Consider the following 25,473-nt stretch of genomic DNA (forward strand, 5'->3'; position numbering starts at 1 on the left):
GCTGTCAGTGGCTCCCCCTAGTCTGAAAAATGACGGGGGCCCCGCCCCTGTCACTTCTCTCAAGAAAGGTGCGGACCGGCGTGGCCGACCGTCTCATCGTCCGTGGGGCGCGCGAGCACAACCTCAAGAATGTCTCGCTCGACCTCCCACGCGACTCGCTCATCGTCTTCACGGGTCTGTCCGGGTCGGGCAAGTCCTCGCTCGCGTTCGACACGATCTTCGCCGAGGGACAGCGGAGGTACGTCGAGTCGCTGTCCTCGTACGCCCGGCAGTTCCTCGGGCAGATGGACAAGCCGGACGTCGACTTCATCGAGGGCCTGTCGCCGGCTGTCTCCATCGACCAGAAGTCGACCTCGCGCAACCCGCGCTCGACGGTCGGCACCATCACCGAGGTCTACGACTACCTGCGCCTGCTCTTCGCGCGTATCGGCAAGCCGCACTGCCCCGAGTGCGGCCGTCCCATCTCGCGTCAGTCGCCGCAGGCCATCGTCGACAAGGTCCTGGAGCTGCCCGAGGGGAGCCGATTCCAGGTTCTGTCGCCGCTGGTGCGTGAGCGCAAGGGCGAGTTCGTCGACCTCTTCGGTGATCTCCAGACCAAGGGATACAGCCGGGCCCGGGTCGACGGAGAGACGATCCAGCTCTCCGAACCGCCGAAGTTGAAGAAGCAGGAGAAGCACACCATCGAGGTGGTCGTCGACCGCCTCACGGTGAAGGAGGGCGCCAAGCGCCGCCTCACGGACTCCGTGGAGACCGCGCTCGGCCTGTCCGGCGGCATGGTCGTCCTCGACTTCGTCGACCTCCCCCAGGACGACCCCGAGCGCGAGCGCATGTACTCGGAGCACCTCTACTGCCCGTACGACGACCTGTCCTTCGAGGAGCTGGAGCCCCGCTCCTTCTCCTTCAACTCGCCCTTCGGCGCCTGCCCGGAGTGCACGGGTATCGGCACGCGCATGGAGGTCGACCCCGAGCTGATCGTCCCCGACGAGGAGAAGTCCCTCGACGAGGGCGCCATCCACCCCTGGTCGCACGGCCACACCAAGGACTACTTCGGACGCCTCATCGGAGCCCTCGCCAACGCGTTGGGATTCCGGACCGACATCCCCTTCGCGGGCCTCCCGCAGCGCGCCAGGAAGGCCCTCCTGTACGGGCACAAGACGCAGATCGAGGTGCGGTACAGAAACCGCTACGGTCGCGAGCGCGTCTACACCACGCCCTTCGAAGGGGCCGTCCCCTTCGTGAAGCGGCGGCACGGCGAGGCCGAGAGCGACGCGAGCCGCGAGCGCTTCGAGGGCTATATGCGCGAGGTGCACTGCCCCACCTGTGAGGGCACACGCCTCAAGCCCCTCATCCTCGCGGTCACCATCCTGGGGAAGTCGATCGCCGAGGTCTCCGCGATGTCCATCAGCGACTGCGCGGAGTTCCTGGGCGAGATGAAGCTCAACGCGCGCGACAAGAAGATCGCCGAGCGCGTCCTGAAGGAGGTCAACGAACGCCTGCGATTCCTCGTGGACGTCGGCCTCGACTACCTCTCGCTGAACCGCGCGGCGGGCACCCTCTCCGGCGGTGAGGCCCAGCGCATCCGCCTGGCCACCCAGATCGGCTCCGGCCTCGTAGGAGTCCTGTACGTGCTGGACGAGCCCTCCATCGGCCTGCACCAGCGCGACAACCACCGCCTCATCGAGACCCTCGTCCGGCTACGGGACATGGGCAACACGCTCATCGTCGTCGAGCACGACGAGGACACCATCAAGGTCGCCGACTGGATCGTGGACATCGGCCCCGGCGCGGGCGAGCACGGCGGCAAGGTCGTGCACAGCGGCCCCCTGAAGGAGCTGCTGGCCAACCCCGAGTCGATCACCGGGCAGTACCTGGCGGGCAAGAAGGAGATCGCACTCCCGGAGATCCGCCGCCCCGCCGACCCGATCCGCAAGCTCACCGTGCACGGTGCCCGCGAGAACAACCTCCAGGACATCGACGTGTCCTTCCCCCTGGGCGTCCTCACGGCCGTCACGGGCGTCTCGGGCTCCGGAAAGTCGACACTCGTCAACGACATCCTCTACACCCACCTGGCCCGCGAGCTGAACGGAGCCCGGAACGTTCCCGGGCGGCACACGCGCGTGGACGGCGACGACCTCGTCGACAAGGTCGTACACGTCGACCAGTCGCCCATCGGCCGCACACCCCGGTCGAACCCGGCGACGTACACCGGAGTCTTCGACCACGTCCGCAAGCTGTTCGCCGAGACGACCGAGGCGAAGGTCCGCGGCTATATGCCGGGGCGCTTCTCCTTCAACGTCAAGGGCGGCCGCTGCGAGAACTGCTCCGGCGACGGCACCATCAAGATCGAGATGAACTTCCTGCCGGACGTGTACGTCCCCTGCGAGGTCTGCCACGGGGCGCGCTACAACCGGGAGACCCTCGAAGTCCACTACAAGGGCAAGTCCATCTCCGAGGTCCTGGACATGCCCATCGAGGAGGCCCACGGCTTCTTCGAGGCAGTGCCCGCGATCGCCCGCCACCTGAAGACCCTCAACGACGTCGGTCTCGGCTATGTGCGGCTCGGCCAGCCCGCGCCGACCCTCTCCGGCGGCGAGGCCCAGCGCGTGAAGCTGGCCTCCGAACTCCAGAAGCGGTCGGCAGGACGCACGGTCTACGTACTCGACGAGCCGACCACCGGTCTGCACTTCGAGGACATCAGCAAGCTGATCTCGGTCCTGTCGGACCTGGTTGACAAGGGCAACACGGTCATCGTCATCGAGCACAACCTCGACGTCATCAAGACCGCGGACTGGGTCGTCGACATGGGTCCCGAAGGCGGCAGCGGCGGCGGCCTCGTCATCGCCGAGGGCACGCCCGAGCAGGTCGCCGGAGTACCGGCCAGCCACACGGGCAAGTTCTTGCGTGAGGTGCTGGACGCCGAGCGCATCAGCGACGCCGAACCGGTGAAGGCCCCGCGCAAGGCGGCGGCCAGGAAGACGGTGGCCGCCAAGTCGACGACGAGGACGGCGGCGACGGCCAGGACCGCCGGCAGCACCGCCACCAAGAAGGCGACTCCGGCGAAGAAGACGGCGGGGGCCCGGAAGGCCTGAGCCGGGTTCGTACGCGTACGTCCAGCTCGCACGAACGCGCCGCGCCCCACGGGAACTCCCCGTGGGGCGCGGCGCGTTGGACAGTCAGCCACCCTGCCCCTGCGGCTCGACGAACTGCATGTCCAACTGAATCTTGACCACATCGCCGAGCAGCCCGGGGGCGAAATCCAGGCCGAAGTCGCTGCGCCGGATCTCGCCGGTCGCCTCGAAGCCGGCGTGCCTACGGTTGTCGATGACGGAGTCCACCACGCCCCCGAACTCCACGGCGAACGTCACCGGACGGGCCACCCCGCCGATCGTCAACTCGCCCTCCATCGACCACTCCTCGCCCTTTCCGGACACACGAGTGGATCGGTACGTCATCGTCGGGCGGCTCGCCACGTCGAGCAGCTCGGGGGAGCGGGTGTGCGCGTCACGGTCGGCGTTGCCGGTGTCGATGGAGGCCAGCGCGATCTCGGCGCTCACCCTGATGTCGTCGGCCGACTCACCCACGTACAGCTCGGCCTTCACCTCGCTGAAGCGGCCCCGCACCTTGGCGATGCCGAGGTGGCGGATGGTGAAGTTCACGGCGGAATGGAGGGGGTCGAGCTCCCAGTCGCCGGGGAGCAGCGGGAGAGCGGAAGCGGTCACTGCGGTCGAGGTGTTGTCGTTAGCCATGCGGCCACTCTGCGAGAGGTGCCGGACGGGAGGGAGACCCGGCTGAGGATGGTAGTGACAGGGCCACCCTCCAGTGCTCGTGCGTTGATACGTTCCTTGGGTGAGCGACAACGAGTTGGGCACCTTCTTGCGTACGTGCCGTGAGGCGGTCACACCCGCCGAGGTGGGGCTGCCCACCGGACCCCGTCGTCGCACTCCGGGGCTGCGCCGCGCCGAGCTGGCCACACTGGCCGGCATCAGTGTCGAGTACCTGACCAGGCTCGAACAGGGCCGTGACCACAATCCGTCGTCCCAGGTGCTCGGCGCCCTGGCGGACGCGCTGCGGTTGGCCGTGCACGACCGGATCCTGTTGCGCCGCCTGGCGAAGGAGTCGGGCGACGATTCCGTGCTCTGCAGCGGCGGGATGACTCCGACCCGTACGGTGCGCCCCACCGCGCGGGCCCTGCTGGACCGGCTGGAGCCCACCCCCGCCGTCCTGCTGAACTGGCTCGGCGACATCCTCGCGTACACCACCGGTTATGAACGGCTCGCGGCTCCCTTGGGGCTGCTCGACGGCGCGCATCCCAGCATCCTCCGCTACGTGTTCACCGACGAGAGGGCCCGCACCGCCTACCCGGACTGGGACCGCGTGGCCGACGAGCAGGTCGCTGCCTTCCGGCACGAGGCGCCGTCCAGCGATCCTCATGTGGCCGCGCTGATCGACGAGTTGACCATCACGGCCGGAGCCCCGTTCGCCGACCGTATGGCCGCCGTGCCCGTCATGCCCCGGTCGGCCGGGGCCGACCTCGTCGCCCATCCCGAAGTCGGCCGGCTGCGCCTCGCCCACGAGACGCTCGCCCTGCCGAACGACGGCCAGCGCCTGATCGTGCACCTGCCCGCCGACGACGCCACGGCCGACGCGCTCGACCGGCTCAACGGCCGCCGGCCCGGCGCGCTGCGCGCCGTCAACAGCTGACGCCCGCCGGTGGCCGCACAGGTCGCCCTAGAAGTCGCCCACCTCATAGGCGTACGGCGGCTCAGCGCCCGCCCGTGAGCAGGTGATCGCCGCCGCGCGTGCCGCGAACCGCAGCAACTCGCCCCAGCCGTCGGCGCCCAGGCCGGCCAGTGCCGTCGTAGACAGGGCGTCGCGGGCGGCGAGGCCGTGCAGCAGGGCCGCGTTCACCGTGTCGCCGGCGCCGATCGTGTCCACCACGTCGACCCGTTCGCCCGGCACGGCGTACTCCGCGCCGTCGCGGGTGAAGACGGTCAGGCCGTCGCCGCCGCGCGTGATCACGACAGCCGCCGGGCCCGACGCCAGCCACTCGCGTGGGGTGCCGCCGAGCCAGTCCGCGTCCTCCTCGGACAGCTTGAGCAGCGACACCGACGGCAGCCAGCTCTTGAACCGGGCCCGGTAGGCGTCCGCGTCGGAGATCAGCACCGAGCGGATGTTCGGGTCGAGCGCGGTGAACACACCTTGCGCGGACGCGACCCGCATCAGCTCCTCGTACGCACTCGCGCCCGGTTCCAGCACCAGCGAACAGGTACCGAAGGACACCGCCCTTGTCCCGGGCGGGAGTTGGTCCGGAGCCGAGAACAGCCGGTCAGCCGTGCCTTCGACGTAGAACGAGTAACGGGCCGAGCCGTCCGTGCCGATCGACGCGACCGCGAGGGTCGTCGGCTCCGCGCCCCGCTGCACGGACGACACATCGACATTCGCCTCGCGCAGCCCGCCGAGCAGGGCCTCGCCGAAGGCGTCGGACGACACCCGGGAGCAGAAGGCGGCGGGGGAGCCGAGGCGGCCCAGCGCCACCGCCGTGTTGTACGGGCCGCCGCCGCGGCGCGGATCGAGTCCCGCGAGCGCGCCCGCCTCCTGCGGCACCAGGTCGATCAGGGCCTCACCGGCGACGACGATCACGAGTCGGGTCCTTTCTCGGGGCAGCCGCACGAGGTGCGGTGAACGAAGGCGGAGGGCAGCCGGAGCGTACGGGCCGGACGGTCGGGGGAGGCCAGCCGTTCCAGGAGCAGTTGTACGGCCTGGGCCCCGATCTCCTTGCTGGGCTGGGAGATCGCGGTGAGCCGGGGCGAGAAGAGGTCCGCCCAGGAGAAGTCGTCGAAACAGCACAGGGCCACGTCACCGGGCACGGACAGACCCCGCTCCCGCAGGGCTCGCAGCGCACCGATGGTCATGGCGTTGTTCGCGGTGACGAGTGCCGTCGGCGGCGCCGGGAGGGACAGCAGGTCGCCGGTCGCGCGCTCGGCGCCCTCCGCCTCCGAGCTGCCACAGACCACGAGACGTTCGTCGAACGGGAGCCCCGCGTACGCGAGCCCGTGCCGGTAACCCGAGATCCGCTCACTCGTGGTGCTGAGCCCCGGCAGACCGCCGACCAGGCCGATCCTCTTGTGGCCCAGCTCGGCGAGATGGGTCACAAGATGCCTGACGGGCTCGGCGTTCTCCGCGCAGACTTGGTCGAACGTGAAGCCGGGCGCCGCGGACTCGTCGACCAGCCGGTCCAGGAACACCGTCGGTACGTCATGCCGCCCGAGGTAGCCGATGAGCTCGCCCGGACGCACCGACGGCGCGACGATCATGCCGTCCACCCGCCGCTCGTGCAGCAGTTGGACCACCTTGCGCTCGTGCTCCGGATCGTCGTGGGGGTCCGCGATCAGCAGGCTGTACCCCTGCTCCAGGGCACCGGCCTCGACACCCTGCAGGATCTCCGTGAAGTACGGATTGCTGATCGCCGACACCGCGAGCCCGATGGACCGGGTACGCGCCGTGACCAGGGATCTCGCCAGCGAGTTGGGCGTGTAGCCGAGCTCGTCCATGGCGTCGAGCACGGCCTGGCGGGTGGCCGGCCGCACTGTGCGGGTGTTGTTGAGGACGTGCGAGACCGTCGCGACGGAAACGCCCGCGCTGCGGGCCACGTCGACCATGGTCGCCATGCGGTTCCTCCCCTCGCCCTCGCTCCGGCCGACCGGCCGGGCGCTGTCTGGACGGACCGTACCTCACGGGACGGCAGACGTAAACGCTTGCGCAAACGATTACGTAAGCGTTTGCGCAAGCCTTTACGCGAGCGCTTACGCAATCGTTTAACGTCGGCGTTTACGTCCAGCCCTACGCCACCCGCTCCAAGCCCCGCCTCAGCCCCTCACCGTCAGGACTCCCAGTCCCACCCGATCCCCACGAGCCCCGACCGCACCCGTGGCTCGACCATGTGCACCGACCGATGGCGCCCGCTCAGCGTCAGTTCCTGACGGCCGCTGCGCGGCGCCGCCGCCGAGTGCTGGGTGAACCGGTGGCAGCGCACGGGCAGCGCGTCCTCGGCGAACCGCACCTCGAGGGCGTACTGCCCGCCCGGGGAGCCGAAGTCGCGGACGTACTCCCTGGACGCGCCGGCCGTGCCGTCCTCGACGCCGTAGCGGAACAGGCAGGTGTCGCCGATCCGCAACCGTGTGTCGAAGAGCAGCTCCGTCACGAGCACCCCGGTGTCGTGGTGCCACCGCACGCGTCCCGTACGGCAATTCTCCAGGGCGTGCACCGTCATGCGTTCCGGTGCGCACTCAGGGTCGCCGTGGTGAACGGCCACATAACGGTCGATGCCGTCCTTGTGGGCGCGCACGATGTACTGCGAGTCACGCCCCGACAGCTCCCGGCGCGAGCCGATCCGCACCCTCTCGTGGTGGCTGAGCGTGTGCAGCCCGCCGTCGAGCGACGCTCCCAGCTCGGCGAGCAGCTTCTCCAGGGCGCCGGACGCCTCCACCCGGGAGCGGTATGAACGGGCCGCGGGGTGTGCCGGACCGGGGCGCTCCTCGGCCTGGGCGAGCAGTCGTACCAGCGACTCGTCGGGCAGCTGGAGGATCTCCTCCAAGGCGCGTACGGCCCGCAGCGACTCGGGGCGCTGCGGGCGGCGGGCGCCCTGCTGCCAGTAGCTCAGGCTCGTCACGCCGACCTTGACCCCGTACCGCGACAGATGGTGCTGGACGCGCTGCAGTGGCAGTCCCCGGGCGGTGATCGCGGCGCGCAGGGCCGCATGGAAGGGGCCGTCCCGCAGGGCGGTCTCCAGTTCGGCCGTGGCGACGTCCGCGTGCTGTATGCCGTGCCGCATGCAGGAGCCCTTCTGTGAATGCCGAGGTTTACGGCCCCAAGTCACCCCGCATTGAAGCGTGTTGATCATGGCCGGGCAACACTTGGCGCCCAGCGGTCAAAACTCGGCAACTCCCGGCAGAGTCCTGTCCACAGGGGCGCGGGGGCTCCGTCCACAGGGCCGCCGCGGTGTCACACCGCGCCAGTAGGGTGTGAGGCATGGCCGACCCCTCCAGCTACCGCCCCAAGCCGGGGCAGATCCCCGACTCGCCGGGGGTCTACAGGTTCCGCGACGAGCACCGCCGGGTGATCTACGTCGGAAAGGCGAAGAGCCTGCGCCAGCGCCTGGCCAGCTACTTCCAGGACCTGGCGGGCCTCCACCCGCGTACGCGCACCATGGTGACGACAGCCGCGTCGGTGGAGTGGACGGTGGTGTCCACGGAGGTCGAGGCGCTGCAGCTGGAGTACTCCTGGATCAAGGAGTACGACCCCCGGTTCAACGTCAAGTACCGCGACGACAAGAGCTACCCGTACCTCGCGGTGACGATGAACGAGCAGTTCCCGCGCGTGCAGGTGCTGCGCGGCCAGAAGCGCAAGGGCGTGCGCTACTTCGGCCCGTACGGGCACGCGTGGGCGATCCGCGACACCGTGGACCTCCTGCTGCGCGTCTTTCCTGTCCGCACCTGCTCCGCCGGCGTCTTCAAGAACGCCGAGCGCACGGGCCGCCCCTGCCTGCTCGGCTACATCGGCAAGTGTTCGGCCCCCTGCGTCGAGCGGATCTCCGCCGAGGACCACCGTCAGCTGGCCGAGGAATTCTGCGACTTCATGGCCGGCCGCACAGGGACGTACATCCGTCGTCTGGAGCGGCAGATGAAGGACGCAGCCGAGGAGATGGAGTACGAGCGGGCGGCCCGCCTCCGCGACGACATCGAGGCCCTCAAGAAGGCCATGGAGAAGAACGCGGTCGTGCTCGCCGACGCGACCGACGCCGACCTGATGGCGGTCGCCGAGGACGAGCTGGAAGCCGCCGTGCAGATCTTCCACGTACGGGGCGGTCGGGTGCGCGGTCAGCGCGGCTGGGTGACGGACAAGGTGGAGGCCGTCACCACGGGGGATCTCGTCGAGCATGCCCTCCAGCAGTTGTACGGCGAGGAGAGAGGCGACTCCGTGCCCAAGGAGGTGCTCGTCCCGGCATTGCCCGATCCCGTCGAGCCTGTCCAGGAGTGGCTCACCACGCGCCGGGGCTCCAACGTCTCTCTGCGCATCCCGCAGCGCGGCGACAAGAAGGCCCTCATGGAGACCGTGGAGCGCAACGCCCAGCAGGCGCTCGTGCTGCACAAGACCAAGCGCGCCTCCGACCTGACCACGCGCTCGCGCGCCCTGGAGGAGATCGCCGAGGCCCTCGACCTGGACAGCGCGCCCCTGCGGATCGAGTGCTACGACATCTCGCACCTCCAGGGGGACGACGTCGTGGCCTCCATGGTGGTCTTCGAGGACGGCCTTCAGCGCAAGAGCGAGTACCGCCGCTTCCAGATCAAGGGCTTCGAGGGGCAGGACGACGTCCGCTCCATGCACGAGGTGATCACCCGCCGCTTCAAGCGCTACCTCGCCGAGAAGGAGAAGACCGGCGAGTGGGCGGACGGGGAGAACACGTTCACCGAGGACGACGGCCGGCCCAAGCGGTTCGCGTACCCGCCGCAGCTGGTCGTCGTCGACGGCGGGCAGCCTCAGGTCGCGGCCGCCCAGAAGGCCCTGGACGAGCTCGGTATCGACGACATCGCCGTGTGCGGCCTGGCCAAGCGCCTCGAAGAGGTCTGGCTGCCCGGCGATGACGACCCGGTGGTGCTCCCGCGCACCAGCGAAGGGCTCTATCTTCTTCAGCGTGTACGCGACGAAGCGCACCGCTTCGCGATCACCTACCAGCGCACCAAGCGGGCCAGGCGTTTCAGGTCGAGCCCGCTGGACGATGTGCCGGGCCTCGGCGAGACGCGCAAACAGGCGCTGATCAAGCACTTCGGTTCGGTGAAGAAACTGCGATCCGCGACCATCGAGCAGATCTGTGAGGTCCCCGGCATAGGCCGAAAGACGGCCGAGGTGATCGCTGTGGCCCTCGCCCAGGCGACCCCGGCCGCACCCGCCGTGAACACGGCGACTGGAGAGATCATGGAAGACGAGGAAGAAGCGGCGCCCGAGACGACGGCGGGCTCCACGGAGGAGCCCGTATCCGCGGGCGCCTCGAACGAGCGACGGGGGCAGGAACCATGAACGAGCAGGACGGACAAGACACCGAGCGCACAGCCGGACAGGAAGCCGGGCGCACGGCGGAACACAAGAAACAGCCGAAGACGGCGAGCAAAGACCAGTCGCCGTCCGAAGCGGGCCGGCAAGACGGAGCAGAAGTGAGTACGGGCATCGAAACAGCCGGGGTCCCCGAGGCGGCCATCCCCGAGCTGGTGATCATCTCCGGTATGTCCGGCGCGGGCCGGTCGACCGCCGCCAAGTGTCTGGAGGACCTCGGCTGGTTCGTCGTCGACAACCTCCCGCCCGCGCTGATCCCCACCATGGTGGAGCTCGGCGCCCGCTCCCAGGGCAATGTCGCCAGGATCGCGGTCGTCGTCGACGTACGGGGCCGCCGCTTCTTCGACAACCTCCGCGAGTCCCTCGCCGACCTGGAGGCCAAGAGCGTCACCCGGCGGATCGTCTTCCTGGAGTCCTCCGACGACGCCCTGGTGCGCCGCTTCGAGTCCGTACGCCGCCCGCACCCCCTCCAGGGCGACGGCCGCATCGTCGACGGCATTGACGCCGAGCGCGAGCTGCTGCGTGAACTGCGCGGCGACGCCGACCTGGTGATAGACACCTCCAGCCTGAACGTGCACGAGCTGCGCGCCAAGATGGACGCCCAGTTCGCCGGCGAGGAGGAGCCCGAGCTGAGGGCCACCGTGATGTCCTTCGGCTTCAAGTACGGCCTGCCGGTCGACGCCGACCTGGTCGTGGACATGCGGTTCCTGCCCAATCCGCACTGGGTCCCGGAGCTGCGCCAGTACACCGGCCTCAACGAGGAGGTCGCGGCGTACGTCTTCAACCAGCCCGGCGCCAAGGAGTTCCTCGACCGGTACGCCGAGCTGCTCCGCCTCGTCCAGGCCGGCTACCGCCGCGAGGGCAAGCGCTATGTGACCATCGCCGTCGGCTGCACCGGAGGCAAGCACCGCTCCGTCGCGATGTCGGAGAAGCTCGCCGCCCGTCTGGTGTCCGAGGGAGTGGAGACGGTCGTCGTCCACCGGGACATGGGCCGCGAATGACGGGTCGTACGCTGCGACTGAGCAGGCTGCGCCGGGTCGGCACCGAAGGCCAGGGCGGCAGGCCCGCCGAGGCGCGCGGCGGCAAGCCACGCCGCCGCGGCACGCAGCCCAAGGTCGTCGCGCTCGGCGGCGGCATGGGTCTGTCCGCCTCGCTCACCGCCCTGCGCCGTATCACCGGTGACCTCACCGCGGTCGTCACGGTCGCCGACGACGGCGGCTCCAGCGGCCGCCTCCGGGACGAGCTGGGCGTACTCCCGCCCGGCGATCTGCGCAAGGCCCTCGCCGCGCTGTGCGGCGACGACGACTGGGGCCAGACCTGGGCCCGCGTCATCCAGCACCGCTTCCAGTCCCAGGGCGAACTGCACGAGCACGCGGTCGGCAATCTGCTGATCGTCGCCCTCTGGGAGCAGCTCGGCGACCATGTCCAGGCCCTCGACCTGGTCGGCAAGCTCCTGGGCGCGCACGGACGCGTGCTGCCCATGTCCGCCGTGCCACTGGAGCTCCAGGCCCTCGTCAAGGGCCACGATCCGGAGCGGCCCGAGGGCATCGAAACGGTGCGCGGCCAGGCCACCGTCGCCCTCACGTGCGGCGAGGTGCAGTCGGTGCACCTCGTGCCGCACGATCCGCCCGCCGTCCCCGAGGCCGTGGCAGCGGTCCTCGACGCGGACTGGGTGGTCCTCGGCCCCGGCTCCTGGTTCTCCTCGGTGATCCCGCATCTCCTCGTACCCGAGCTGCTCGACGCCCTCACGGAGACGAAGGCGCGCCGGGTGCTCTCGCTGAACCTCGTCCCGCAGCCGGGAGAAACCGAGGGCTTCTCCCCGCAGCGTCATTTGGAGGTTTTGGGACGACACGCCCCTAAACTCGCCTTGGACGTGGTACTCGCCGACGAGGCCGCCGTGCCCGACCGCGATTTGCTCACCGAAGCCGCCCAGCGGTTCGGGGCCGCGGTCGAGCTGGCGCCGGTGGCCCGCACCGACGGAACTCCGAGGCACGACCCGGAGCTGTTGGCGGCCGCGTACGACCGTATTTTTCGGATGCATGGAAGGATCGGCCCATGGCGATGACGGCAGCGGTGAAGGATGAGATCTCCCGGCTCCCCGTCACCCGGACCTGCTGCAGAAAGGCGGAGGTCTCCTCCCTTCTGCGGTTCGCCGGCGGCCTCCACCTGGTGAGCGGCCGCATCGTGATCGAGGCGGAGCTGGACACGGCGATGGCGGCGCGCCGCCTCAAGCGGGACATCCTGGAGATCTTCGGCCACAGCTCCGAGCTGATCGTGATGGCTCCCGGGGGCCTGCGCCGCGGCTCCCGCTATGTCGTCCGTGTGGTCGCGGGCGGCGACCAGCTGGCCCGTCAGACGGGGCTTGTCGACGGCCGGGGCCGACCGATCCGCGGGCTGCCCCCGCAAGTGGTCTCGGGTGCCACCTGTGACGCCGAGGCGGCCTGGCGCGGGGCGTTCCTGGCGCACGGCTCGCTGACCGAGCCGGGCCGCTCGTCCTCGCTGGAGGTGACCTGCCCGGGACCCGAGGCGGCGCTCGCGCTGGTCGGCGCGGCCCGGCGGCTCCAGATCGCCAGCAAGGCCCGTGAGGCGCGGGGCGTGGACAAGGTGGTCGTCCGTGACGGTGACGCGATCAGCGCCCTGTTGACCCGCCTCGGCGCCCACGAAGCCGTGCTGGCCTGGGAGGAACGCCGGATGCGGCGGGAGGTGCGCGCCACCGCCAACCGTCTCGCCAACTTCGACGACGCCAACCTGCGCCGCTCCGCCCGCGCCGCCGTCGCCGCCGGAGCCCGCGTGCAGCGTGCCCTGGAGATTCTCGGTGACGAGGTCCCCGAACACCTCGCCGCCGCCGGACGCCTGCGCATGGAGCACAAGCAGGCCTCCCTGGAGGAGCTGGGCGCGCTCGCCGACCCGCCGCTGACCAAGGACGCCGTAGCCGGCCGCATCCGCCGGCTGCTCGCCATGGCGGACAAGCGGGCCCAGGACCTGGGCATCCCGGGAACGGAGTCCAGCTTCTCCGAAGAACTGGCCGACAACCTCGTCGGCTGACCGCTCCGCCCGTCACACCCCTACGGACCTCGGTGCATGGGCCGGTCCGTACCCCTACTGGTGGGTATGGACCGTGGTGCCGTGTACGGGCCCTCTGGATGTCACTCTGGGGGCCTCAAGGGGGGTAGGGTCGTAGGCGGTCGGGGACATCCCATACAACTCGCCGGCATCGAAAGCCGGCGTACCAACGAGGAGATCGGTTCGTGACGATCCGCGTAGGCATCAACGGCTTTGGCCGCATCGGTCGTAACTACTTCCGCGCGCTGCTGGAGCAGGGTGCAGACATCGAGATCGTGGCTGTCAACGACCTGGGTGACACCGCGACCACCGCTCACCTGCTGAAATACGACACCATCCTGGGCCGCCTGAAGGCCGAGGTGTCCCACACGGAGAACACCATCACCGTGGACGGCCGCACCATCAAGGTGCTGTCCGAGCGCAACCCCGCCGACATCCCCTGGGGCGAGCTGGGCGTCGACATCGTCATCGAGTCGACCGGCATCTTCACGAAGAAGGCCGACGCCGAGAAGCACATCGCCGGCGGCGCCAAGAAGGTCCTCATCTCGGCTCCGGCCAAGGACGAGGACATCACCATCGTGATGGGCGTCAACCAGGACAAGTACGACGCGGCCAACCACCACGTCATCTCGAACGCCTCCTGCACCACCAACTGTGTGGCCCCGATGGCCAAGGTTCTCGACGAGAACTTCGGCATCGTCAAGGGCCTGATGACGACGGTGCACGCGTACACGAACGACCAGCGCATCCTGGACTTCCCGCACTCGGACCTGCGCCGCGCCCGCGCCGCCGCCGAGAACATCATCCCGACCACCACTGGTGCCGCGAAGGCCACCGCGCTGGTGCTCCCGCAGCTCAAGGGCAAGCTCGACGGCATCGCGATGCGAGTCCCGGTCCCGACCGGCTCGGCCACCGACCTGGTCGTGACGCTGCAGCGCGAGGTCACCAAGGACGAGGTCAACGCCGCGTTCAAGAAGGCCTCCGACGACGGCGACCTCAAGGGCTACCTGACCTACACCGAGGACCCGATCGTCTCCTCGGACATCGTCGGCGACCCGGCCTCCTGCACCTTCGACTCCTCCCTGACCATGGTCCAGGAGGGCAACTCGGTGAAGATCCTCGGCTGGTACGACAACGAGTGGGGCTACTCCAACCGCCTCGTGGACCTCACGGTCTTCGTCGGCGGCCAGCTCTAAGTCCCAGAGCAAGGCACCTCGATGTGAGCACAGGGCCCGGGCAGCGCGACGCCGCGCTGCCCGGGCCGGCTCTTTTGCGCCTAAACCGGCGCCGCTCTCGCGGACCTGGTTGCTCGCCGTCGTGGTTCCTCAATTGATGGCTGATCTATTCGCGGGGAAATACTTCAGAGTCCCACTCAGGAGTCACTCAATGAAAACGATCGACGAACTCCTCTCCGAAGGCGTGAACGGCAAGCGGGTCCTCGTGCGCGCCGACCTGAACGTGCCGCTGGCCGACGGCCGCATCACCGACGACGGTCGCATCCGCGCCGTCCTGCCCACCGTCAAGGCCCTCACAGAGGCGGGCGCCAAGGTGGTTGTCGCCTCGCATCTGGGCCGCCCCAAGGGCGCCCCGGACCCGGCGTTCTCGCTGCTGCCCGCCGCCGAGCGGCTCGGTGAACTCCTCGGCGCGCCCGTCGCGTTCGCCCAGGACACCGTCGGCCCCGCCGCCCACGACGCCGTGAGCGGCCTGCAGCCCGGCCAGGTCGCGGTCATCGAGAACCTGCGCTTTAACGCCGGTGAGACATCGAAGGACGACACCGAGCGCGGCGAGTTCGCGGACCAGCTCGCGGCCCTGGCCGATGTCTACGTAGGCGACGGTTTCGGTGCGGTGCACCGCAAGCACGCCTCCGTGTACGACCTTCCGGCACGCCTTCCGCACTACGCGGGCCACCTCATCGCCACCGAAGTCGGTGTCCTGAAGAAGCTCACCGAGGACGTCAAGCGCCCCTATGTCGTCGCGCTCGGCGGCGCCAAGGTCTCCGACAAGCTCGCCGTCATCGACCAGCTCCTGGGCAAGGCCGACCGGCTGCTGATCGGCGGCGGCATGGCGTACACCTTCCTCAAGGCCAAGGGGTACGAGATCGGCAGCTCCCTCCTTCAGGAGGACCAGATCCCGGTCGTCATCGAGTACATCGAGCGCGCCGAGAAGTCTGGTGTCGAGCTGGTCCTGCCCGTCGACGCACTGGTCGGGTCCGAGTTCCCGGACCTGAAGACCAAGGCCCCGGCCAATCCCACCACCGTCGCCGCGGACGCCATCCCGGCCGACCAGATGGGCCTCGACATCGGCCCTGAGTCCCGCAAGCTGTACGCCTCGAAGCTCGCCGACGCCGCCACCGTCTTCTGGAACGGTCCCATGGGCGTCTTCGAGCACCCCGACTACGCCGAGGGCACCAAGGCGGTCGCCCAGGCCCTTCTCGACTCCCCGGCCTTCACGGTCGTCGGCGGCGGCGACTCCGCCGCGGCCGTTCGCATCCTGGGCTTCGACGAGACGGCATTCGGCCACATCTCGACCGGCGGCGGCGCCTCCCTCGAGTACCTCGAGGGCAAGACGCTCCCCGGCCTCGCCGCACTGGAGGACTGACCCCGTATGACCACTCGTACGCCGCTGATGGCGGGCAACTGGAAGATGAACCTCAACCACCTCGAGGCCATCGCCCACGTCCAGAAGCTCGCCTTCGCCCTGGCCGACAAGGACTACGAGGCCGTCGAGGTCGCCGTCCTGGCGCCCTTCACCGACCTGCGCTCCGTGCAGACCCTGGTCGACGGCGACAAGCTCAAGATCAAGTACGGCGCCCAGGATGTCTCGGCGCACGACTCCGGTGCCTACACCGGCGAGATCTCCGCCCCGATGCTGGCCAAGCTGAAGTGCACCTACGTGACGGTGGGCCACTCCGAGCGCCGGCAGTACCACAAGGAGAGCGACGAGCTCTGCAACGCCAAGGTCAAGACCGCCTTCAAGCACGGCCTCACGCCGATCCTGTGCGTCGGTGAGGAACTGGAGGTCCGCGAGGCGGGCAACCACGTCACGCACACGCTCGCCCAGGTCGAGGGCGCCCTCAAGGACGTCCCGGCCGAGCAGGTCGAGTCCATCGTGGTCGCGTACGAGCCGGTCTGGGCCATCGGCACCGGCAAGGTCTGCGGCGCCGACGACGCCCAGGAGGTCTGCGCGGCGATCCGTGGCAAGCTCGCCGAGCTGTACTCGCAGGACGTGGCCGACAAGATCCGTATCCAGTACGGCGGCTCCGTGAAGGCCGGGAACGTCGCCGAGATCATGGCGAAGCCCGACATCGACGGCGCTCTGGTCGGCGGCGCCTCGCTGGACGCCGACGAGTTCGTCAAGATCGTCCGGTTCCGTGACCAGTAGGTACCGGTTCCGCGACCAGTAAGTATGCGGTAGCGGCGATACGTCGTACCCTTGCGGGGGTTCAGCGGATACCCGCTGAACCCCCGTCGTCATCCAGATCCGAGGAAGTTGGTCCAGCCGTGGTTATGGGGTTCTCGATCGCCCTGATCGTCTTCAGCCTGCTGATGATGCTGCTGGTGCTGATGCACAAGGGGAAGGGCGGCGGCCTCTCCGACATGTTCGGTGGCGGCATGCAGTCGTCCGTCGGCGGCTCCTCGGTCGCCGAGCGCAACCTCGACCGCATCACCGTCGTGGTCGGTCTGCTGTGGTTCGCGTGCATTGTCGTGCTCGGCATCCTGATGAAGGTCACCAACTGACCAGCGGCTGACGTCGGTACGACAGCGCATCTTTCGCATAAAGCCCCATGTCCGGTACGCGCCCGCGGGCGCGGCCTATCATGGGGCTTGCGTCTTTGGGCGGGGTGTAACTCCAATCACTGGACGCGCGTTGGGCCTTACGTAGACTGAGGCGCTCGCAGCGAAGCGTCATGCCGACTCGCTTCGCGGCACCATTAGGCAGGGAGTTACGACCGTGGCAAGTGGCAACGCGATCCGTGGAAGCCGGGTCGGGGCGGGGCCGATGGGCGAGGCCGAGCGCGGCGAGTCCGCGCCGCGGCTGCGCATCTCCTTCTGGTGCTCCAACGGGCACGAGACGCAGCCGAGCTTCGCCAGCGACGCGCAGGTTCCCGAAACCTGGGACTGCCCGCGTTGCGGCTTTCCGGCCGGACAGGACCGGGACAACCCGCCGGACCCGCCGCGCACCGAACCGTACAAAACGCACCTCGCGTATGTACGGGAGCGGCGCAGCGACGAGGACGGCGAGGCGATTCTCGCCGAGGCGCTCGCCAAACTGCGAGGCGAAATCTAGGACTTGAAAACCGGCCGGGCACTCACAGGTGTGCGGCCGGAGCTGTTTCGTGTGCTTCGTGGCCTTTCGGGCTTCGGGACCTGATACCTGTGCGCACGTCGGACGTATCTGTTGTTGAGACGCATTTGTTGTTGGGCCGGATGACGGTGGGACGACGGCTCACGTCGAGCCCTGATCAATTAAGTTGGGACCGGCAGCGGGGCAACGTACGCAGCAGGACAGGTACGAAAGAAGGCTGAAGTCCGAGATGAACGCAGATAGCCGTACCCGGCTCAACCAGAAGCCCGAGTGGACCGCTCTGGCCAAGCACCGCGAGGAACTCGGCGAGGTGCGGCTGCGTGAGCTGTTCGCCGCGGACCCGGGGCGCGGCGCCGGATACACACTTCAGGTCGGCGATCTGCACGTCGACTACTCCAAGCATCTGGTCACCGACGAGACGCTGCGGCTGCTGCGTGAACTGGCCGCCGCGGCCGATGTGTTCGAGCTGCGGGACGCCATGTTCCGCGGCGAGAAGATCAACACGACCGAGGACCGCGCCGTGCTGCACACCGCGCTGCGCGCGTCACGCGACGCGGTCATCGAGGTCGACGGTGAGAACGTCGTGCCGGGTGTGCACGCGGTGCTCGACAAGATGGCCGGCTTCGCCGACCGCGTCCGCTCGGGCGAGTGGACGGGGCACACCGGCAAACGCATCCGCACTGTCGTCAACATCGGCATCGGCGGCTCGGATCTGGGTCCGGCGATGGCGTACGAAGCGCTGCGGGCCTTCACCGATCGCGAGCTGACGGTCCGCTTCGTGTCGAACGTGGACGGGGCCGATCTGCACGAGGCGGTACGGGACCTGGACCCGGCCGAGACGCTGTTCATCATCGCCTCGAAGACCTTCACCACCATCGAGACGATCACCAACGCGACCTCGGCGCGCAACTGGCTGCTGACCGAGCTGAAGGCGGACCAGGACGCGGTCGCAAAGCACTTCGTGGCTTTGTCGACGAACTCCGAGAAGGTGTCGGACTTCGGTATCGACACGGCCAACATGTTCGAGTTCTGGGACTGGGTCGGCGGCCGGTACTCGTACGACTCGGCGATCGGCCTTTCGCTGATGATCGCGATCGGTCCGGACCGGTTCCGCGAGATGCTGGACGGTTTCCGGCTGGTCGACGAGCACTTCCGTACCGCGCCCGCCGAGTCCAACGTGCCGCTGCTGCTCGGCCTGTTGGGCATCTGGTACGGCAACTTCCATGACGCGCAGTCGCACGCGGTGCTGCCGTACTCGCACTACCTGTCCAAGTTCACGGCGTACCTGCAGCAGCTGGACATGGAGTCCAACGGCAAGTCCGTGGGCCGGGACGGCGAGCCCGTTCAGTGGCAGACCGGGCCCGTCGTGTGGGGTACGCCGGGGACCAACGGGCAGCACGCGTACTACCAACTCATCCACCAGGGTACGAAGTTGATCCCGGCCGACTTCATCGGGTTCGCCGAGCCGGTCGCGGATCTGCTGCCGGGTCTTGTGGGCCAGCATGATCTGCTGATGGCCAACTTCTTCGCGCAGACACAGGCGCTGGCCTTCGGGAAGACGCCGGACGAGGTGCGCGCGGAGGGGGCGGCCGAGGAACTGGTGCCGCACAAGACGTTCCAGGGCAACCATCCGACGACCACGATCCTCGCCCGCGAGCTCACTCCGTCGGTGCTCGGCCAGCTGATTGCGCTCTACGAGCACAAGGTGTTCGTGCAGGGTGCCGTGTGGAACATCGACTCCTTCGACCAGTGGGGCGTCGAGCTGGGCAAGGTGCTCGCCAAGCGCGTCGAGCCGGCGCTGACCGAGGGGGCCGAGGTGCCGGGCCTTGACGAGTCGACGAAGGCGCTGGTCGCCAAGTACCGGGAGCTGCGCGGGCGTTGAGCCCAGGCGGCTCAGGCAGGGGCCTCGGGTCGCGGCACCGTTAATCGGATGCGCGGCCCCCGCTCGGCGGGTGACACTGCTCCGGCGCTGTCACCCGCCGGGAGGATGTCATGGACCAGCTGCTCGCCGCACTCGCGGATCCCGAACGCCAGAAGCTGTACGCCCGCATCGTGCTGGACCAACTGCCCCCGCGCGAGCAGGACTCCGCCCTGATGCGCAAGCACCTGGGGCGCCTGGTCGCCGCGGGGCTCGTCGAGCGGACGGCGGATGGGTCCCTGCGGGCCGATCCCGCCGTGTTTCGCCGTGCCCGGCCCGTGGCGGAGGAGGCGCACCCCGGTGTGCCCCGTCGCCTCGTGGGGTTCTTCGCGCAAGGGCGGCTGACCGCGATTCCGGTGCGCCCTGCCGTACGCCGTGAGCTGCTCACTCATCTCACCGGCACCCTCTTCGAGACCGAGCGCAGCTACTCCGAGCGTGAGGTCAACGAGGCGTTCCGCACCGTGCACGACGACACGTCGGCGTTGCGCCGCTATTGCGTGGAGAACGGGTTGCTCGTACGTGAGCGGGACGGCAGCGTCTATCGCGTGGCGGCCGCCTGAGCGCTCCGCTGGGTGCGGTTTGAAGCTGCGGGTTCGTTGTGGCTGGTCGCGCCGTTCCCCGCGCCCCTTAGGTGCGTGGTGGGTCGGGGTCGTGGGCCGGTGCGTCAGCCCGTCGCAGGGTGGGCGTACGGCTCTGGGCTGGTACAGGGTGCGGGTTCTCCGAGACCGGAGCTACGCGACGGGCATACGACGCACCGGCCCACGACCCCTCCCGCCGGAGGGAGGGTGTGGGGTTCGTCGGGGTGCGGGTTTCTAAGCCGTGGGCAGTCGTAGCTCCGCCGGATGTCATCCGGCGGAGCTACGACGTGTGCGGAACGGGTGTTCAGGGCGACGCCGGCGGATACAGAGAGCGGGGCAGCTGGGATGCCGCTGCCGCGTCCAGCAGCCACAGGGTGCGGGAGCGGCCGTACGCGCCCGCGGCTGGGGCCTGGATCTCGCCCGCGCCCGAGAGGGCGATGGTCACGGCCTTCGCCTTGTCCTCGCCCGCGGCCAGCAGCCACACCTCGCGAGCCGCCCGGATAGCGGGCAGGGTCAGCGAGATACGGGTCGGCGGGGGCTTGGGCGCGCCGTGTACGCCGACCACCATGCGCTCGGTTTCCCGTACGGCGGGCAGCTCAGGGAAGAGTGACGCCACGTGCGTGTCCGGGCCGACGCCCAGCATCAGGACGTCGAAGGTGGGGACGGGGCCGTGGTTCTCGGGGCCCGAGGCCTTGGCCAGTTCGGCGGCGTACGCCTCCGCCGCCGCGTCGGCGTCCTTGCCGTACGGGCCGTCCGACGCGGGCATGGCGTGCACGCGGTGCGGATCCAGCGGTACCGAGTCCAGGAGCGCCTCGCGGGCCTGGGTGACATTGCGCTCCGGGTCGCCCTCGGGCAGGAACCGCTCGTCACCCCACCACAGGTCCAGGCGGCCCCAGTCGATGGCATCCCGCGCGGGGGCCGAACTCAGCGCCGCGAGGAGGCCGTTGCCGTTGCGCCCGCCCGTGAGCACCACCGAGGCGTAGCCCCGGGAGGCCTGCGCGTCCACGATCTTCGTGATGAGCCGGGCCGCGGCGGCCTGGGCCATCAGGTCCTTGTCGTGGTGGACGACGAGCTGCGGCGCGGTGCTCACTTGGACGCCACCCTCTTGGCCAGGTCGGCGGGTGTGGCCGGAGCTTTGTCGGTTTCCTTCGCCGACTCCTTGGCGGACGCCTCGGGCGACGACTCCGCAGCGGAAGCCCCGGCATCGGAACCTCCAGCTTCGGAAGTCCTCGCCGCAGAATCCGCAGAACTCGCGGAATCCACGGTCCCGGAAGCGTCAGCCTCGGAAGCACCGGATCCGGAGACCCCGGCCCGGAAGGCCGCAGCCCGGGAGCCCGCCGCCGTAGCAGCCGCGCTCCCGGAGCCCTCAGCCCATCCGCCCGCGGAACCCCCCGCGAGCGAACCGGACTTGAAGCCCCCGCTGCCCAGCCGCTCCACGCCGAACCGCAGCGCCGACGCGTACGTGTCGTCCGGGTCCAGTCGTCGCAGTTCCTCCGCTATCAGCTCGGCCGTGTCGCGGCGGTTCAGTGCCACCGCACGGTCGGGCTGGCCCTGGATGGACAGCGTCGCCAGGGAACCGTCGGCGCGGTCCAGGACGATCGGTCCGGAGCTGGTGGCCATCCGGACGGAGGTGAGACCTGGCCCGGAGGACAGCGAGCGCTTGACCGGGACGTCGAGCCGGTCCGCGAGCCACATGGCGAGCAGCTCGCAGCTCGGGTTGAACTCCTCGCCCTCCACCTCGACCGAGGTGACCTCGCAGGTGACCTGGTCCAGGGCCGCGGCCAGCATCGAACGCCAGGGCGTGATGCGGGTCCACGACAGGTCCGTGTCGCCGGGGGTGTAGGCGTCGGCGCGGGCGCCGAGTTCCCGTACGGGCTGCTCGGCGGCGTACGTGTCGGTGACGCGGCGCTGCGCCAGGGCGCCCAGCGGGTCCTTGGCCGGGTCGAGCGGCGCGTTCACCGGCCACCAGACGACGACCGGCGCGTCCGGCAGCAGCAGGGGGAGGACCACCGACTGAGCGTGGTCGACCACCTCGCCGTACAGCCGCAGCACCACCGTCTCACCGGTGCCCGCGTCCGCGCCGACCCGTACCTCGGCGTCGAGCCGGGATGCGGTGCGGTCGCGGGGCGAGCGGGAGATGCGCTTGATGACCACGAGGGTGCGCGAGGGATGCTCGCGGGACGCGTCGGAGGCGGCCTTCAGCGCGTCGTAGGCGTTCTCCTCGTCGGTGACGATGACGAGGGTGAGCACCATGCCGACGGCGGGGGTGCCGATGTCCCGGCGGCCCTGCACCAGCGCCTTGTTGATCTTGCTGGCCGTGGTGTCCGTGAGGTCGATTTTCATGGCCGGCGCCAGCTCCGTCCATCTCGTTCGAGCATTTCGTCAGCCTCGGCCGGGCCCCAGGTGCCCGACGGGTACTGCGCGGGCTTGCCGTGCTTGTCCCAGTACTCCTCGATCGGGTCGAGGATCTTCCAGGACAGCTCGACCTCCTCGGTGCGCGGGAAGAGGTTGGCGTCGCCGAGCAGGACGTCGAGGATCAGCCGCTCGTACGCCTCCGGGCTGGACTCCGTGAAGGACTCGCCGTACGCGAAGTCCATCGACACGTCCCGTACCTCCATGGAGGTGCCGGGCACCTTGGAGCCGAAGCGGACCGTGACGCCCTCGTCCGGCTGGACGCGGATGACCAGCGCGTTCTGGCCCAGCTCCTCCGTCGCCGTGTGGTCGAAGGGGGAGTGCGGGGCGCGCTGGAAGACGACCGCGATCTCGGTGACGCGGCGGCCCAGGCGCTTGCCCGTGCGCAGATAGAAGGGGACGCCCGCCCAACGCCGGTTGTCCACCTCCAGCTTGACGGCCGCGTAGGTGTCGGTCTTCGACTTGGCGTCGATGCCGTCCTCTTCGAGGTAGCCGATGACTTTCTGGCCGCCCTGCCAGCCGGCCGCGTACTGCGCGAACACCGTGTCGCGGCCGAGGTCCTTGGGCAGCTTCACCGCGCCCAGCACCTTGGTCTTCTCGGCGGCCAGCGCGTCCGCGTCGAAGGAGGCGGGCTCCTCCATCGCGGTCAGCGCGAGCAGCTGGAGTAGATGGTTCTGGATGACGTCGCGGGCGGCGCCGATTCCGTCGTAGTAGCCGGCACGGCCACCGATGCCGATGTCCTCGGCCATCGTGATCTGTACGTGGTCGACGAACGAACGGGTCCAGATCGGCTCGAACATCTGGTTGGCGAAGCGCAGCGCCAGAATGTTCTGGACGGTCTCCTTGCCCAGGTAGTGGTCGATACGGAAGACCTGGTCCGGGGCGAAGACCTCCTCGACGGTCGCGTTGAGCTCCTCGGCGGACTTGAGGTCGTGGCCGAACGGCTTCTCGATGACCGCGCGCCGCCAGGAACCGCTCGACTGGTCGGCCAGACCGTGCTTCTTCAGCTGCTGGATGACCACGGGGAAGGCGGACGGCGGTACGGAGAGGTAGAAGGCGAAGTTGCCGCCCGTGCCCTGCGCCTTGTCCAGCTCCCCGATCGTCTCGCGCAGCCGCTCGAACGCGTCGTCGTCGTCGAAGGTGCCCTGGACGAACCGCATCCCCTGGATGAGCTGCTGCCAGACCTCCTCGCGGAAGGGGGTGCGGGCGTGCTCCTTGACGGCGTCGTGGACCTCCTGAGCGAAGTCCTCGTTCGCCCACTCGCGGCGGGCGAAGCCGACGAGTGAGAAACCCGGCGGCAGCAGGCCGCGGTTGGCGAGGTCGTAGACAGCGGGCATCAGCTTCTTACGGGACAAATCGCCCGTGACGCCGAAGATGACGAGGCCCGACGGCCCCGCGATACGCGGGAGCCGTCGGTCTGCGGCGTCACGAAGCGGATTCGCTCCGGTGCCGGGAGAAGGAGTCAAGATCTCAGCCTTCCGAGGGGGCGAGGCGCTTGAGCTCCGCCTCGGTCGACTTGAGCAGGTCGTTCCAGGACGCCTCGAACTTCTCGACGCCCTCGTCTTCCAGAAGCTGGACCACCTCGTCGTACGAGATCCCGAGCTTCTCGACCGCGTCGAGCTCGGCACGGGCCTGCTCGTAAGTACCGGCGATGGTGTTGCCGGTGATCTGTCCGTGGTCCTCGGCGGCGAAGAGGGTCGCCTCCGGCATGGTGTTCACCGTGTTCGGCGCGACCAGGTCGTCGACGTACAGAGTGTCCTTGTAGGCCGGGTCCTTGACGCCGGTCGAGGCCCACAGCGGACGCTGCTTGTTGGCCTGCGCCTTGTCCAGCTCCTGCCAGCGAGCCGAGGAGAAGACCTCCTCGTACGCCTGGTAGGCGAGCCGGGCGTTGGCGACGCCCGCCTTGCCGCGGGCGGCCTTGGCCTCGTCGGTGCCCAGGGCGTCGATCCGCTTGTCGATCTCGGTGTCCACGCGGGACACGAAGAAGGACGCCACGGAGTGGATCTTGGACAGGTCCAGGCCCTTGGCCTTGGCCTTCTCCAGTCCGCTCACGTACGCGTCCATGACCTCGCGGTAGCGCTCCAGCGAGAAGATCAGCGTGACGTTGACGCTGATGCCGTTGCCGATCGTCTCGGTGATCGCCGGGAGGCCCGCCCGGGTGGCAGGGATCTTGATGAGCGTGTTCGGACGGTCCACCAGCCAGGCGAGCTGCTTGGCCTCGGCGACCGTCGCCCGCGTGTTGTGCGCGAGGCGCGGGTCGACCTCGATCGAGACCCGGCCGTCCTGGCCGCCGGTGGCGTCGAAGACCGGGCGCAGGATGTCGGCGGCGTCGCGGACGTCCGCCGTCGTGATCATGCGGATGGCCTCTTCGACGGTGACCTCACGGGCGGCGAGGTCGGCGACCTGCTGCTCGTAACCGTCACCGCTCGAAATGGCCTTCTGGAAGATCGACGGATTGGTCGTGACGCCCACTACGTGCTGCTGGTCGATCAGTTCGGCGAGGTTGCCGGACGTGATCCGCTTGCGCGACAGGTCGTCCAGCCAGATCGCGACGCCTTCTTCGGAGAGGCGCTTCAGTGCGTCTGTCATGGAAAATGCATCTCCTACGTGTCGTATGTCAGCGTCAGCGCTGGGCTGCGGCGATCGATTCCCGGGCGGCGGATGCGACGTTCTCGGCAGTGAAGCCGAACTCGCGGAAGAGGACCTTGCCGTCGGCCGAAGCACCGAAGTGCTCCAGGGAAACGATGCGTCCGGCGTCCCCCACGTACTTGTGCCAAGTCAGACCGATCCCGGCCTCGACCGCGACACGCGCCTTGACGGACGGCGGCAGGACGCTGTCCCGGTACCCCTGGTCCTGCTCCTCGAACCACTCCACGGACGGCATGGACACCACCCGCGTCGGCACCCCGGCGGCTTGCAGCTGCTCGCGCGCCTCGACGGCGACGTGCACCTCGGAACCGGTCGCGATGAGCACGACCTGCGGCTCGACGCCCTCGGCGTCGAAGAGCACATAACCGCCGCGCGCGGCCTCCTCGTTGGGCTCGTACGTCGGTACGCCCTGACGGGTCAGCGCGAGACCGTGCGGGGCGC

The 25,473-nt window shown here is 69.2% G+C and carries 22 protein-coding genes; 13 read left to right on the forward strand and 9 right to left on the reverse strand.

Annotated elements, in window-relative coordinates; all coding sequences use genetic code 11:
• Positions 1 to 80 precede the first annotated feature (80 nt).
• Positions 81 to 3,089: an excinuclease ABC subunit UvrA gene (gene uvrA / locus IEZ21_RS09270; RefSeq protein WP_189321363.1), complete on the forward strand. Its 3,009-nt coding sequence runs from the start codon at positions 81 to 83 to the stop codon at positions 3,087 to 3,089.
• A gap of 84 nt (positions 3,090 to 3,173) precedes the next feature.
• On the opposite strand, the gene IEZ21_RS09275 is transcribed toward uvrA, so the two are convergent.
• A complete protein-coding gene (locus IEZ21_RS09275) occupies positions 3,174 to 3,746 on the reverse strand; it encodes a YceI family protein (RefSeq protein ID WP_189321364.1) in 573 nt (190 codons plus the stop codon).
• 100 nt (positions 3,747 to 3,846) lie between these two features.
• Here IEZ21_RS09275 and IEZ21_RS09280 point away from each other — a divergent pair, with 100 nt between their 5' ends.
• Positions 3,847 to 4,701 carry a helix-turn-helix domain-containing protein gene (locus IEZ21_RS09280; RefSeq protein ID WP_189321365.1) on the forward strand — a complete coding sequence of 285 codons (855 nt, stop codon included), beginning with the start codon at positions 3,847 to 3,849 and terminating at the stop codon, positions 4,699 to 4,701.
• Between the two features lie 27 nt (positions 4,702 to 4,728).
• On the opposite strand, the gene IEZ21_RS09285 is transcribed toward IEZ21_RS09280, so the two are convergent.
• The 3 genes from IEZ21_RS09285 to IEZ21_RS09295 all read right to left on the reverse strand — a co-directional run bounded on the left by IEZ21_RS09285 (position 4,729) and on the right by IEZ21_RS09295 (position 7,831).
• On the reverse strand, positions 4,729 to 5,640 hold the full coding sequence (locus tag IEZ21_RS09285) for a carbohydrate kinase family protein (protein ID WP_189321366.1): 912 nt from the start codon (positions 5,638 to 5,640) through the stop codon (positions 4,729 to 4,731).
• Positions 5,637 to 6,668 carry a LacI family DNA-binding transcriptional regulator gene (locus tag IEZ21_RS09290; RefSeq protein WP_189321367.1) on the reverse strand — a complete coding sequence of 344 codons (1,032 nt, stop codon included), beginning with the start codon at positions 6,666 to 6,668 and terminating at the stop codon, positions 5,637 to 5,639. The genes IEZ21_RS09285 and IEZ21_RS09290 overlap by 4 nt, the downstream gene beginning before the upstream one ends.
• Positions 6,669 to 6,880: 212 nt before the next feature.
• Positions 6,881 to 7,831, reverse strand: a complete 951-nt coding sequence (locus IEZ21_RS09295) for a hypothetical protein (protein ID WP_189321368.1) — start codon at positions 7,829 to 7,831, stop codon at positions 6,881 to 6,883.
• Between the two features lie 197 nt (positions 7,832 to 8,028).
• Here IEZ21_RS09295 and uvrC point away from each other — a divergent pair, with 197 nt between their 5' ends.
• From uvrC to IEZ21_RS48765, 11 genes are all read left to right on the forward strand, one after another.
• Positions 8,029 to 10,074: an excinuclease ABC subunit UvrC gene (gene uvrC, locus IEZ21_RS09300; RefSeq protein ID WP_189321369.1), complete on the forward strand. Its 2,046-nt coding sequence runs from the start codon at positions 8,029 to 8,031 to the stop codon at positions 10,072 to 10,074.
• On the forward strand, positions 10,071 to 11,108 hold the full coding sequence (rapZ, locus tag IEZ21_RS09305; RefSeq protein ID WP_189321370.1) for an RNase adapter RapZ: 1,038 nt from the start codon (positions 10,071 to 10,073) through the stop codon (positions 11,106 to 11,108). Before uvrC ends, rapZ begins: the two co-directional genes overlap by 4 nt.
• Positions 11,105 to 12,172 (forward strand): gluconeogenesis factor YvcK family protein, encoded by a 1,068-nt coding sequence (locus IEZ21_RS09310; RefSeq protein WP_189321371.1) that lies wholly within the window; start codon positions 11,105 to 11,107, stop codon positions 12,170 to 12,172. Before rapZ ends, IEZ21_RS09310 begins: the two co-directional genes overlap by 4 nt.
• Positions 12,163 to 13,152 carry a DNA-binding protein WhiA gene (whiA, locus tag IEZ21_RS09315; RefSeq protein ID WP_033317925.1) on the forward strand — a complete coding sequence of 330 codons (990 nt, stop codon included), beginning with the start codon at positions 12,163 to 12,165 and terminating at the stop codon, positions 13,150 to 13,152. Before IEZ21_RS09310 ends, whiA begins: the two co-directional genes overlap by 10 nt.
• A gap of 203 nt (positions 13,153 to 13,355) precedes the next feature.
• Positions 13,356 to 14,366 (forward strand): type I glyceraldehyde-3-phosphate dehydrogenase, encoded by a 1,011-nt coding sequence (gap, locus tag IEZ21_RS09320; RefSeq protein ID WP_033317924.1) that lies wholly within the window; start codon positions 13,356 to 13,358, stop codon positions 14,364 to 14,366.
• 190 nt (positions 14,367 to 14,556) lie between these two features.
• Complete coding sequence (locus IEZ21_RS09325; RefSeq protein ID WP_189321372.1) at positions 14,557 to 15,768, forward strand: phosphoglycerate kinase; 1,212 nt, start codon at positions 14,557 to 14,559, stop codon at positions 15,766 to 15,768.
• A gap of 6 nt (positions 15,769 to 15,774) precedes the next feature.
• Positions 15,775 to 16,551, forward strand: coding sequence for a triose-phosphate isomerase (gene tpiA / locus IEZ21_RS09330; RefSeq protein ID WP_189321373.1), 777 nt, complete (start codon positions 15,775 to 15,777; stop codon positions 16,549 to 16,551).
• A gap of 125 nt (positions 16,552 to 16,676) precedes the next feature.
• Positions 16,677 to 16,907, forward strand: coding sequence for a preprotein translocase subunit SecG (gene secG, locus IEZ21_RS09335; RefSeq protein WP_033317921.1), 231 nt, complete (start codon positions 16,677 to 16,679; stop codon positions 16,905 to 16,907).
• Positions 16,908 to 17,121: 214 nt separating this feature from the next.
• The gene (locus IEZ21_RS09340) at positions 17,122 to 17,457 is read left to right on the forward strand and encodes an RNA polymerase-binding protein RbpA (protein ID WP_078491545.1); all 336 of its coding nucleotides are present in this window, start codon (positions 17,122 to 17,124) and stop codon (positions 17,455 to 17,457) included.
• A 247-nt stretch (positions 17,458 to 17,704) separates the two neighbouring features.
• On the forward strand, positions 17,705 to 19,357 hold the full coding sequence (gene pgi / locus IEZ21_RS09345) for a glucose-6-phosphate isomerase (protein WP_189321374.1): 1,653 nt from the start codon (positions 17,705 to 17,707) through the stop codon (positions 19,355 to 19,357).
• Positions 19,358 to 19,467: 110 nt separating this feature from the next.
• On the forward strand, positions 19,468 to 19,953 hold the full coding sequence (locus IEZ21_RS48765; RefSeq protein ID WP_373302197.1) for a DUF2087 domain-containing protein: 486 nt from the start codon (positions 19,468 to 19,470) through the stop codon (positions 19,951 to 19,953).
• A 322-nt stretch (positions 19,954 to 20,275) separates the two neighbouring features.
• On the opposite strand, the gene pgl is transcribed toward IEZ21_RS48765, so the two are convergent.
• From pgl to IEZ21_RS09375, 5 genes are all read right to left on the reverse strand, one after another.
• Positions 20,276 to 21,061 (reverse strand): 6-phosphogluconolactonase, encoded by a 786-nt coding sequence (gene pgl, locus IEZ21_RS09355; protein ID WP_189321375.1) that lies wholly within the window; start codon positions 21,059 to 21,061, stop codon positions 20,276 to 20,278.
• On the reverse strand, positions 21,058 to 22,314 hold the full coding sequence (gene opcA / locus IEZ21_RS09360) for a glucose-6-phosphate dehydrogenase assembly protein OpcA (protein ID WP_246567441.1): 1,257 nt from the start codon (positions 22,312 to 22,314) through the stop codon (positions 21,058 to 21,060). Before opcA ends, pgl begins: the two co-directional genes overlap by 4 nt.
• Positions 22,311 to 23,849, reverse strand: a complete 1,539-nt coding sequence (gene zwf / locus IEZ21_RS09365; protein WP_189321376.1) for a glucose-6-phosphate dehydrogenase — start codon at positions 23,847 to 23,849, stop codon at positions 22,311 to 22,313. The genes opcA and zwf overlap by 4 nt, the downstream gene beginning before the upstream one ends.
• A 4-nt stretch (positions 23,850 to 23,853) precedes the next feature.
• Complete coding sequence (tal, locus tag IEZ21_RS09370; RefSeq protein ID WP_189321377.1) at positions 23,854 to 24,972, reverse strand: transaldolase; 1,119 nt, start codon at positions 24,970 to 24,972, stop codon at positions 23,854 to 23,856.
• Between the two features lie 34 nt (positions 24,973 to 25,006).
• A partial coding sequence (locus IEZ21_RS09375) for a transketolase-like TK C-terminal-containing protein (RefSeq protein WP_281399408.1) occupies positions 25,007 to 25,473 on the reverse strand: 467 nt, incomplete at its 5' end.

The organism is Streptomyces flaveus (assembly GCF_014647675.1).
GTDB lineage: Bacteria > Actinomycetota > Actinomycetes > Streptomycetales > Streptomycetaceae > Streptomyces > Streptomyces flaveus.